This is a genomic window from Streptomyces mexicanus (assembly GCF_902506575.1).
GTDB classification, from domain to species: Bacteria; Actinomycetota; Actinomycetes; order Streptomycetales; family Streptomycetaceae; genus Streptomyces; species Streptomyces mexicanus.
In genome coordinates, this window is the sequence record NZ_LR732544.1 from 4,010,103 (window position 1) to 4,019,938 (window position 9,836).

10 protein-coding genes, 1 tRNA gene and 1 pseudogene are annotated in these 9,836 nt (G+C 72.8%); 6 read left to right on the top strand and 6 right to left on the bottom strand.

The window, feature by feature from the left end; translation table 11 throughout:
• Positions 1 to 404, bottom strand: a pseudogene (gene fhaA, locus GV126_RS17940) (antibiotic biosynthesis regulator FhaA); the annotation flags it as partial.
• 644 nt (positions 405 to 1,048) lie between these two features.
• Between fhaA and GV126_RS17945 the strand changes: the two are divergent.
• The 4 genes from GV126_RS17945 to GV126_RS17960 all read left to right on the top strand — a co-directional run bounded on the left by GV126_RS17945 (position 1,049) and on the right by GV126_RS17960 (position 4,215).
• A tRNA-Leu gene (locus GV126_RS17945) sits at positions 1,049 to 1,132 on the top strand.
• Positions 1,133 to 1,431: 299 nt separating this feature from the next.
• A complete protein-coding gene (locus GV126_RS17950) occupies positions 1,432 to 2,898 on the top strand; it encodes a DUF2252 domain-containing protein (RefSeq protein WP_159667829.1) in 1,467 nt (488 codons plus the stop codon).
• Between the two features lie 25 nt (positions 2,899 to 2,923).
• Complete coding sequence (locus tag GV126_RS17955) at positions 2,924 to 3,772, top strand: hypothetical protein (protein WP_159667832.1); 849 nt, start codon at positions 2,924 to 2,926, stop codon at positions 3,770 to 3,772.
• A 113-nt stretch (positions 3,773 to 3,885) separates the two neighbouring features.
• Positions 3,886 to 4,215: a rhodanese-like domain-containing protein gene (locus GV126_RS17960; RefSeq protein ID WP_159673863.1), complete on the top strand. Its 330-nt coding sequence runs from the start codon at positions 3,886 to 3,888 to the stop codon at positions 4,213 to 4,215.
• A gap of 50 nt (positions 4,216 to 4,265) precedes the next feature.
• Here the strand turns inward: GV126_RS17960 and GV126_RS17965 are convergent, their stop codons facing one another.
• From GV126_RS17965 to paaA, 5 genes are read right to left on the bottom strand one after another with little or no spacing between them, the layout of a single operon-like run.
• Positions 4,266 to 5,330 (bottom strand): 2Fe-2S iron-sulfur cluster-binding protein, encoded by a 1,065-nt coding sequence (locus GV126_RS17965; protein ID WP_159667835.1) that lies wholly within the window; start codon positions 5,328 to 5,330, stop codon positions 4,266 to 4,268.
• Entirely contained in the window at positions 5,330 to 5,884 is a 555-nt protein-coding gene (paaD, locus tag GV126_RS17970; RefSeq protein WP_159667838.1) for a 1,2-phenylacetyl-CoA epoxidase subunit PaaD, read from the bottom strand. The genes GV126_RS17965 and paaD overlap by 1 nt, the downstream gene beginning before the upstream one ends.
• A complete protein-coding gene (paaC, locus tag GV126_RS17975; protein WP_159667841.1) occupies positions 5,878 to 6,597 on the bottom strand; it encodes a 1,2-phenylacetyl-CoA epoxidase subunit PaaC in 720 nt (239 codons plus the stop codon). The genes paaD and paaC overlap by 7 nt, the downstream gene beginning before the upstream one ends.
• On the bottom strand, positions 6,594 to 6,881 hold the full coding sequence (gene paaB, locus GV126_RS17980) for a 1,2-phenylacetyl-CoA epoxidase subunit PaaB (RefSeq protein WP_028421215.1): 288 nt from the start codon (positions 6,879 to 6,881) through the stop codon (positions 6,594 to 6,596). Before paaB ends, paaC begins: the two co-directional genes overlap by 4 nt.
• The gene (gene paaA / locus GV126_RS17985) at positions 6,878 to 7,897 is read right to left on the bottom strand and encodes a 1,2-phenylacetyl-CoA epoxidase subunit PaaA (RefSeq protein ID WP_159667844.1); all 1,020 of its coding nucleotides are present in this window, start codon (positions 7,895 to 7,897) and stop codon (positions 6,878 to 6,880) included. The genes paaB and paaA overlap by 4 nt, the downstream gene beginning before the upstream one ends.
• Before the next feature lie 554 nt (positions 7,898 to 8,451).
• Between paaA and GV126_RS17990 the strand changes: the two genes are divergently transcribed.
• Positions 8,452 to 9,297 carry a DUF5819 family protein gene (locus GV126_RS17990; RefSeq protein ID WP_159667851.1) on the top strand — a complete coding sequence of 282 codons (846 nt, stop codon included), beginning with the start codon at positions 8,452 to 8,454 and terminating at the stop codon, positions 9,295 to 9,297.
• Positions 9,298 to 9,305: 8 nt separating this feature from the next.
• A partial coding sequence (locus GV126_RS17995; protein ID WP_500305287.1) for an HTTM domain-containing protein occupies positions 9,306 to 9,836 on the top strand: 531 nt, incomplete at its 3' end.

Here is a 9,836-nt window from a genome sequence, read left to right on the forward strand (position 1 = left end):
GCCTGGGGCTGGGGGGCCTGCTGGCTGGTGGAGGAGGCGAGCGTGCGGCTGCGCACCCGGTACAGGCCGGTGTCCAGGTCGTCCGCCTTCTCCAGGTGGACCTTGATCGGGCCCATGAAGGTGTAGCGCTGCTGCTTGGCGTAGTCGCGGACCATGCCGGCCAGCTCGTCGCCGAGCTGGCCCGAGTAGGGGCTCAGCCGCTCGTAGTCGGGCGCGCTCAGTTCGACGATGAAGTCGTTGGGGACGACGGTGCGGTCGCGGTTCCAGATGGTGGCGTTGTTGTCGCACTCACGCTGGAGCGCACCCGCGATCTCCACAGGCTGGACCTCGGACTTGAAGACCTTGGCGAAGGTGCCGTTGACCAGACCTTCGAGACGCTGCTCGAACTTCTTCAGGACTCCCATGGGGCACCTCCTCCGTCGTGGCCGTCGCTGCGGTCGTGCTCGTGCTGCGGGTCTTGCGGGTCTTGCTCGTGCTGCGGTCTTGCTCGTGCTGCGGTTGTGCGGGTCCTGCTGGTGCGAATCTCGCGCTGGGGCGATTCTCGCGGGTGCCGCGGGTGTCGCGGTCGGTTCCTGCCGTCGTGCTGTCGGGTACTGCCTACCTGGTACTGCTTACTGATCGTATCCACGCGCCGGTCAATCGGCTGGTTCCCCCTGGCCGCCTCGTCGACGGATGTCGACACAGCGTCCTCGGTCTGCCTGCCGCCCTGCTTCCACCGGCTCCTTCCGCCCAGGATCGTAGAGGCGTCCGCAGACCAGTGTCCCGCACCCGAGGGCGCACCCCGCCCGGCTCCCGGGGAGACGGGCCGGACCGGTACGAGGTTGATACGGGACCAGGCACAGGTTGATGCACAGGTTGACGGGGAGCGGCGCTCCGGGCTGGTTCTGGGGGGCGGGACGGGTGGGGAGGCGGTGGGGAGGCGGTCGAGCACCCGGCTGCGCCTGCCCCTGAGGAAGGGATGTGAATCCACCCGCTGCGACGTGCTAATGTTCTGCGTGTCGGAAGGCGCCGGGCCCGAAAGGGAACGGAGCCGGAGGACACACCCAATGCGCGGGTGGCGGAATAGGCAGACGCGCTGGATTCAGGTTCCAGTGCCCGCAAGGGCGTGGGGGTTCAACTCCCCCCTCGCGCACAGTGAGAACCGGTGAACGGGTCTCTGCTGGTGACGAAAGTCACGGCAGGGGCCCGGTCGTCGTTTGTCCACCGCTTGCTGTCCGCTGTGGTTCGAGGCAGACGCTCGCTGTCGTCCGGGGTGGATGTCCCGGGTGGATGTCGGGGGCGGGTGTCCGGGTCCGGCTCGGGACCGGTCTTTCCGGTGGATGTGAGGCATTGCACAGAGGCTGCCGAGCGCTGTGTACGGGGGCGAGGACCCGGTTGTACGGTCAGGGCCGCAACGCCTGGAGGCTGTACGGGACGGGGAGGGCGGTCGGAATGACCGAGGTCACAGCGGTAGGGGCGGCGCCCGGCGCGGGTGCGGCCGAGGGGGCCGAGGGCCGTGGCGGAATACGGGGCGGTGCGCGGGTGCCGGCGGTGGCCGGGTTCGCGCGGTGGCCGGTCCAGGAGTCGCCGAAGGCGGAGGGCAAGGCGCTGCGGCGGCGCGTCGCACGGTCCGCGCACGCCGTGTTCGAGCCGGACGCCGGCCGGCCCGACGCCGTCACGGCCGTGGAGGAGTCCAACCGGGGCCGCCTGCCCGAGCTGACGCCGATCCGGGTCGGCAGGATGGCCGCGACGCCGTTCGCGTTCCTGCGCGGCTCGGCGGGCCTGATGGCCCACGACCTCGCGCGCACCCCGACGACCGGCATCGGCGCCCCGCTGTGCGGCGACGCCCACGCCGCCAACTTCGGCCTGTACGGCGATGCCCGCGGCGGCCTGGTGATCGACCTGAACGACTTCGACGAGACGGTCCACGGCCCCTGGGAGTGGGACCTGAAACGGCTCGCCGCCTCCCTGGTGCTCGCCGGCCGTGAAGCCGGCTGTGACGAGGACAGCTGCCGCCGGGCCGCACAGGACGCGGCGGGCGCCTACCGGCGCACTATGCGGCTGCTGGCCCGGCTGCCAGTCCTGGACGCCTGGAACGCCATCGCCGACGAGGAACTCGTCTCCCACACCGACGCCCACGACCTGCTCGGCACCCTGGAGCGGGTCTCGGAGAAGGCGCGGGCCAACACCAGCGAGCGCTTCGCGGCCAGATCGACCGAGCGCACCGACGACGGCGGGCGCCGCTTCCTGGACGCCCCGCCGGTGCTGCGGCGGGTGCCGGACGCCGAGGCGGCCGCGGTGGCCACGTCGCTGGAGGAGTACCTGACCACGCTCCCCGAGGACCGCCACGCGCTGCTCGCCCGTTACGCCGTGCACGACGTCGCCTTCCGGGTGGTCGGCACCGGCAGCGTGGGCACGCGGTCGTACGTCGTGCTGCTGCTGGACCACCGTGGCGAGCCGCTGGTGCTGCAGGTGAAGGAGGCCCGGTCGTCCGCGCTGGTGCCGCACCTGGCCACCGCCGGTTTCCCGGCGCCCGAGGTGACGCACGAGGGGCGGCGGGTGGTGCTCGGCCAGAAGCGCATCCAGGTGGTCAGCGACATCCTGCTCGGCTGGACGACGGTCGAGGGGCGGCCGTTCCAGGTCCGGCAGTTCCGCAACCGCAAGGGCAGCGTCGACCCGGCCGCGCTGCCGGCCGACCAGATCGACGACTACGGCCGCATGACCGGCGCGCTGCTCGCCCGCGCCCACGCCCACAGCGCCGACCCGCGGCTGATCGCCGGCTACTGCGGCAAGAACGAGGAACTGGACGAGGCCCTGGCCGCCTTCGCCGTCACCTACGCCGACCGCACCGAGGCCGACCACGCCGACCTGGTGGCCGCGGTACGGGCGGGCAGGATCGCGGCCGAGCTGGGGGTGTAGGCCGCACAGGCCCTACGCTGGTCGGGTGACGACCCCGGAAGCTGAGCAGGGCGACGTCGCCGGAGCGGATCAGGCGACGTCCGACGGCGGTGCGGCGCGGCCCGAGGAGCGGTTGGAGCGTGCCGTGCGGGCCGCCGAGCAGGCGCTCATCGAGTACGAGATCGCTGTGGAGACCTTCCGGGTGGAAGTGGAGAACTTCTCCCGGCTGCACCAGCAGAGGCTCGGCCCGCTCTACGCCCGGATCGAGGAACTGGACGCGCGGATAGCCGAGGCCCGGGCCGCCCGCAGCGGCGATCCCGAGGATCTGCGCCGCGCCCAGGAGGCGCGGGCCCGGGTGCAGCCGATCCCGGGGGTCGAGGACCTGTTCCACGGCTGGATGGACGGCGACGGCCTGTTCCCGGAGGCCGTGGCGATGCTCACCGACCAGCCGGTGCGGCCCCCGCAGCGGGTCCGCCCGAGCGAGGAGGCCCGCCGCCTCTACCGCGAGCTGGCCCGCAAGGCCCACCCGGATCTGGTGCAGGAGGAGCCCGAGCGCCGGCGGCGTGAGGAATTCCTCACCCGCGTCAACGCCGCCTACGCCCGGGGAGACGAGGACGAACTGCGCCGGCTGGCCGAGGAGTGGGCCGCCGGACCCGCCCCCGCGCAGCGGGAGCCGAGCCGCAGCGAGGAGCTGTACGCCCGCCTGGAGTGGCTGGCCGAGCGCAAGGAGATGCTCACCCTCGTCGCCAAGCAACTGGAGGACAGCGCGATCGCCGCGATGCTCCGGCTCGCCCCCGACGACCCCGACGGGCTGCTCGACGAGATCGCCGCCCAGCTGCGCCAGGACGTGGCGGACCGCGAGGCGCAGCTCGCCGCGCTGCTCGACCAGGGCTGAGCCGGCGCCCGGGGCGGCGGTCGGGGCGCCGGACCATCGGCCGGTGCGCCGTGGGGCCGACCGTTGCGGTCGCCGCTTCGGGTAGCGTCGGGAGCATGCAATTCGGAGCTGGTGTGCCCACGGTCCAGGTCGGTGACCTGAAGGACGACGACTTCCTGCTGGACGTCCGCGAGGACGACGAGTGGCAGGCGGGCCATGCCGAGGGGGCCCTGCACATCCCCATCAGCGAGTTCGTGGCCCGCTACGGCGAGCTGACCGAAGCGGCGCCCCAGGACGGCCGGATCAACGTGATCTGCCGCTCCGGCGGCCGCTCGGCCCAGGTCACGATGTACCTGGTCCAGCAGGGCATCGACGCGGTGAACGTCGACGGCGGCATGCAGGCGTGGTCGGCCTCCGGCCGCCCCGTGGTGACCGACGGGGGCGATCCCGGCTTCGTCCTCTGACCCCGCCGGTGCTCGGCTTCTTATGACCCCGCAGGGCCGGTGCTCGGCCCTCAGCGGTCGAAGTCCAGCTCCACCTTCTCCGTCACCGGGTGCGACTGGCACGCCAGTACGTAACCCGCTTCCGTCTCCTCCGGTTCGAGCGCGAAATTGCGGTCCATGCGCACCTCGCCCGACACGAGGAAGGCCCGGCACGTCCCGCACACGCCGCCCTTGCAGGCGTACGGGGCGTCGGGGCGGTTGCGCAGCACCGTCTCCAGCAGGGTCTCGCCGTCCCGGACCGGCCAGGTCCCGCCGCGGCCGTCGAGCCGGACGGTGACCGCACTGTGCGCGGGCGCCGTGGTGGTCGGGACCGGTCCCGTGCCGGATTCCACGTGGAAGATCTCCTGGTGGATCCGGGCCCGGGGCACCCCGAGGGCGCGCAGGGCCCGTTCGGCGCCCTGCACCAGCCCGTACGGGCCGCACAGGTACCACCCGGCCACCTCCGGCACCGGCAGCAGCGCGGGGAGCAGCTCCGCCAGCCGCTCCCGGTCGAGCCGCCCGGTCGGCAGTCCGGCCTGCTGTTCCTCCCGGGACAGCACCGTCACCAGCTGCAACCGCTCGGGGTAGCGGTCCTTGAGGTCGGCGACCTCCTCCAGGAACATCGTCGAGGCGGTCGTGCGGTCGCCGCGTATCAGGCAGAAGCGGGCCGCGGGTTCACGCGCCAGCAAGGTGGAGACGATCGACAGCACGGGGGTGATGCCGCTGCCGCCGACGATCGCCGCGTACAGCCCGGGTGCGGGCTCCAGCGTGAAGCGGCCCGCGGGGGTCATCACCTCCAGCTGATCCCCGACGCCGACCTCCTTCAGCGCGTACGTGGAGAAGGCACCGCCCTCCACCAGGCGCACCCCCACCCGCAGCTCCGACGGCCCGTCGCTGCCGGGAGCGGGGGCCGGCGAGCAGATCGAGTACGCCCGCCGTGTCTCGGTCCCGTCGCTCCCCCGCCGCACGGCGAGGTGCTGGCCCGGCGCGTGCCGGTACTCCGCGCGCAGCTCGGGCGGCACCGCGAAGGTGAGGGCGACGGAGTCGTCGGTGAGCCGGTCGACCGCCGTCACGGTCAGCGGGTGGAAGCGGGCCATCACACCTCCTTGAAGTGGTCGAAGGGTTCCCGGCAGGCCAGACAGCGCCGCAGCGCCTTGCAGGCGGTGGAGGAGAACCGGCTCAGCAGCTCGGTGTCGGCCGATCCGCAGTGGGGGCAGCGGACCGGGTCGGCGGCGGGAGTGCCGTGGGTGCCGGTCGGGCGGGGCGTGCCGGTGCGCGTCGGGCCGAGTTCCAGGAGGACGGGGCCGGGGGTCGTGCGGGCGCGCGGCGGTGCGATGCCGGACTCCCGCAGCTTGCGCCGTCCCTCGGCCGTGATGTCGTCCGTCGACCAGGCGGGCGAGAGCACCGTGCGGACGGAGACCTCCCGCAGGCCGTGCTCGCGCAGCACCCGCTCTATGTCCCGCGACATCGCCTCGACGGCCGGGCATCCGGTGTAGGTCGGGGTCAGCTCGACCTCGACGGCATCGGTGCCGCGCACGTGCACCGCGCGGACCACGCCCAGCTCCTCCAGGGTCAGCACGGGCAGTTCGGGATCGGGTACGGAGCCGGCCAGCCGCAGCAGCTCCGCCTCCAGCGCCGTGGTGGTCACCATGACGCCCCCGGATGGCTGCGGTGCAGATGCTGCATCTCGGCGAGCATCCGCCCGAACGGTTCGGTGTGCAGGCCCTGCCGTCCCGCGCCCGCCGACCACGCTCCCGAGCGCGGTCCCTCGGGCAGTGTCAGCGTGGCCCGCCGCAGCACGTCGCCCACGGACTCCAGCCAGGCGGTCTCCAGACCGGCCCAGTCCACGTCCAGCCCCGCCACCGGCTGGAACAACTCCCCGGTGAACCGCCACAGCGCGGTGCAGGCCCGCCGCATCCGCTCGTGGCTGACGTCGGTGCCGTCGCCGAGCCGCAACGTCCACTGCTCGGCGTGGTCCCGGTGGTAGGCGACCTCGTGCACGGCCTTCCCGGCCAGCGGGGCGAACACTCCGCCCGCCGCGGCCAGTTGGGCGTACAACAGGTGCTGGTAGGTGGAGAAGTACAGCTGGCGGGCGATGGTGTGCGCGAAGTCGCCGTTGGGCTGCTCGACCAGCTGCAGGTTGGTGAAGGCGCGCTCCTCCCGCAGATACGCCAGCTCGTCCTCGTCGCCGACCATCGACAGCAGGAACCGCGCCTGACCGAGCAGGTCGAGGGCGATGTTGGCGAGGGCGACCTCCTCCTCCAGGACGGGCGCGTGTCCCACCCACTCGCCCAGCCGGTGGGAGAGCACCAGGGCGTCGTCGCCCAGGGCGAGGGCGGCGGTCGTGGCGACGGTGGCCGTCACAGGTGCTTCACCCCTTCCGGGATCTCGTAGAACGTCGGGTGCCGGTAGGGCTTGTCGGCGGACGGCGCGAAGAAGGGGTCCTTCTCGTCCGGAGAGGAGGCCGTGATCGCGGCGGACGGGACGACCCAGATCGACACGCCTTCGCCGCGCCGCGTGTACAGGTCGCGGGCGTTGCGCAGGGCCAGCTCCGCGTCCGGGGCGTGCAGGCTGCCGGCGTGGGTGTGGGACAGCCCGCGCCGGGAGCGCACGAAGACCTCCCACAGGGGCCAGTCGGTGTCCGTCATGCCTGCTCGCCTTCCGTGCCGGTCGCGTGGTTGCTGTGCTTGGCCGCGTGGGCCGCGGCGGCCTCCCGTACCCAGGCGCCCTCCTCGTGCGCCTGCCTGCGCCGGCTCAGGCGCTGCTCGTTGCACGGGCCGTTGCCCTTGAGGACCTCCCGGAACTCGTCCCAGTCGATGGCCCCGAAGTCGTAGTGGCCGCGCTCCTCGTTCCACTTCAGGTCCGGGTCGGGGAGGGTGAGGCCGAGCGACTCGGCCTGGGGGACGCAGATGTCGACGAAACGCTGGCGCAGCTCGTCGTTCGAATGACGCTTGATCTTCCACGCCATCGACTGCGCGGAGTGCTGCGAGGCGTCGTCGGGCGGGCCGAACATCATCAGGGACGGCCACCACCAGCGGTCCACCGCGTCCTGCGCCATGGCGTGCTGCTCGGGCGTACCCCGGCTGAGCGTCAGCAGCAACTCGTACCCCTGGCGTTGGTGGAAGGACTCCTCCTTGCAGATGCGGACCATCGCGCGGGCGTACGGGCCGTAGGAGCAGCGGCACAGGGGGACCTGGTTGGTGATCGCGGCGCCGTCCACCAGCCAGCCGATCGCACCCACGTCCGCCCAGGTCAGCGTCGGGTAGTTGAAGATCGAGGAGTACTTCTGACGGCCGCTGTGGAGCTTGTCGAGCAGCTCCTCACGGCTGGTGCCGAGGGTCTCTGCGGCGCTGTACAGGTACAGGCCGTGGCCCGCCTCGTCCTGGACCTTGGCCAGGAGGATGGCCTTGCGGCGCAGGGAGGGCGCGCGCGTGATCCAGTTGGCCTCCGGCTGCATGCCGATGATCTCGGAGTGGGCGTGCTGGGCGATCTGCCGGATCAGCGTCGCCCGGTAGGCGTCCGGCATCCAGTCCCGCGGCTCGATCCGCTCGTCGGCGGCCACCGCGGCGTCGAAGGCACGCTGGTGGGCCTCGGCTTCCCCGATGGCGTCCGCGGCGCCGTGCATCAGAGTGCCGGCCGCCCGGTGCGCGGCTGCTGTCGCCATGCTGTCCCCCTCGACCTCGGCTCTTGTCCATGCTCCCGACCGATCGTTCGGTTCGGGCGGATTCCATGGTGCGGCTCGCCGCCGCGGGGTGTCAACCGCTCCGGGTGGCTGTGGACAACCGTGAGCACCGCCCTGTGGACAAACCGCTCGGCGTCTGCGTGAGCCGCCGTTTCCCCACGCGCTCACGGACGCGGAGGGCGGAGCGGCGGTGCTCTGTGCGCTGTCCGTCGGTTCTCGTGCGCCATACGGGTGAAGGCTGACAGAGGGGTAGGAAACACCCCTCGCTCCCCGGTGGCCGCCGGGGCCGGGGCTGTGCCGAAACGGCGCGCCTGAGTACCGTTCGTGCGGCGTGCGGCGTGCGGCGTGCGGGCAGGTGCGCGGCATGCGGACCGCGGCGAGCGGCAGCGGCCGGCTGGTGCAGGGTCGGTGCCCTGCTCCCTGCTCTCCGGGCGAACGGCCGGAGAACAGGCGGGCGGCCGGCCAACGGGCGGACGGGCGGAACCGGCCGCGGGCGTGCGGCCGGAAGACGAATCGGAATAGGCGAACGGGGCGGAATGGACGCGTACGACGGGGGCTCGAGCGCCCCGGCCGGTCCGGACGGGCGGGACGAGCCGGTGTCCGGTCCTGAGCGGGCGTCCGGTCCTGAGCGGGCGCCCGGTCCCGAGCCGGCGTCCGGTTCCGAGCCGGCGTCCGGTCCCGAGAAGCCGTACGGGGAGGACGGCCCGGATCGCACCGACCCGCAGCCGGACCCGGCCACCGGTCTGGCCGCCCTCTCCCCCCGCTACCGCGCGGTCGCGGCGGTGGTGCTCGCGGTCGTGGCCGTGGTCGCCTGCGTGCACCTGGGCATGGTCTTCCTGTCCGTGGCGCCCGCGAACACGGTGAGCAAGCAGCACGGCGAGGCCGTCGACGCGTGGGTCTACCCGGAGTTCGAGCAGAACTGGAAGCTGTTCGCGCCGAATCCGCTCCAGCAGAACATCGCCGTGCAGGTGCGCGCGGAGGTCCGGTCGGCGGACGGCGGGTCCCGTACCACCGGCTGGTACGACCTGTCCGCCCAGGACGGCCGGGCCATCAGCGGCAACCTGCTGCCCAGCCACACCCAGCAGAACGAGCTGCGCCGCGCCGTGGACTACTACGCCGGCACGCACGACGGCGACAACCGCCCGGCGGGTCTGCGGGGCGCGCTGTCCGAGCAGTATCTGCGCCGGATCGCCGTCCTGCGGCTCGACCGGGTGCACGCGGCCGGCCCGGGAGGCGGCCTCGCGCGCGTCCAGGTCCGGATCCGGACCACCAACGTGCCGCCGCCGCCGTGGAGCGGGGAGCGGGTGTCGACCACGCCCGCCTACCGGGTGCTGCCGTGGTGGATGGTTCCGGCCGGCGAGGCCGAGGGGGGTGTGCGGTGAACCGTGGCATGACGTCGGTGGCCCGCGGCATCGGCCGGGTCAGCGAGGCGACGCTGGGCCCGTATCAGACCGCTGTCGTACGCATCGGCCTGTCGGTGACCTGGCTGCTGTTCCTGGTGCGTGAGTATCCGCACCGGCAGGAGCTGTACGGTCCCGACGGTCCGTGGAGCTGGGGTCTGGCTCACCAGCTGACGACGGTGAACGGGGCGTTCACGGCGCTGATGTGGTGGCGCGGGCAGGCGTGGTTCGAGGCCGTCTACGCGCTGGCGGCGCTGTCGAGTCTGCTGCTGGTGCTGGGCTGGCGGACGCGCACGATGTCCGTGCTGTTCATGGTCGGTGTGCTCTCGCTGCAGAACCGCAGCGTGTTCGTGGGCGACGGCGGGGACAACGTCCTGCACCTGATGTCGCTGTACCTGGTCTTCACGCGCTGTGGGCAGGTCTGGTCGCTGGATGCGCGGCGGGCCGAGCGCCTGCGGGCAGCATCCGCGCGGGGCGAGCGGGTGCCGGACCGGGTGGGGCCGGTGCTGTGGGGTGTGCTC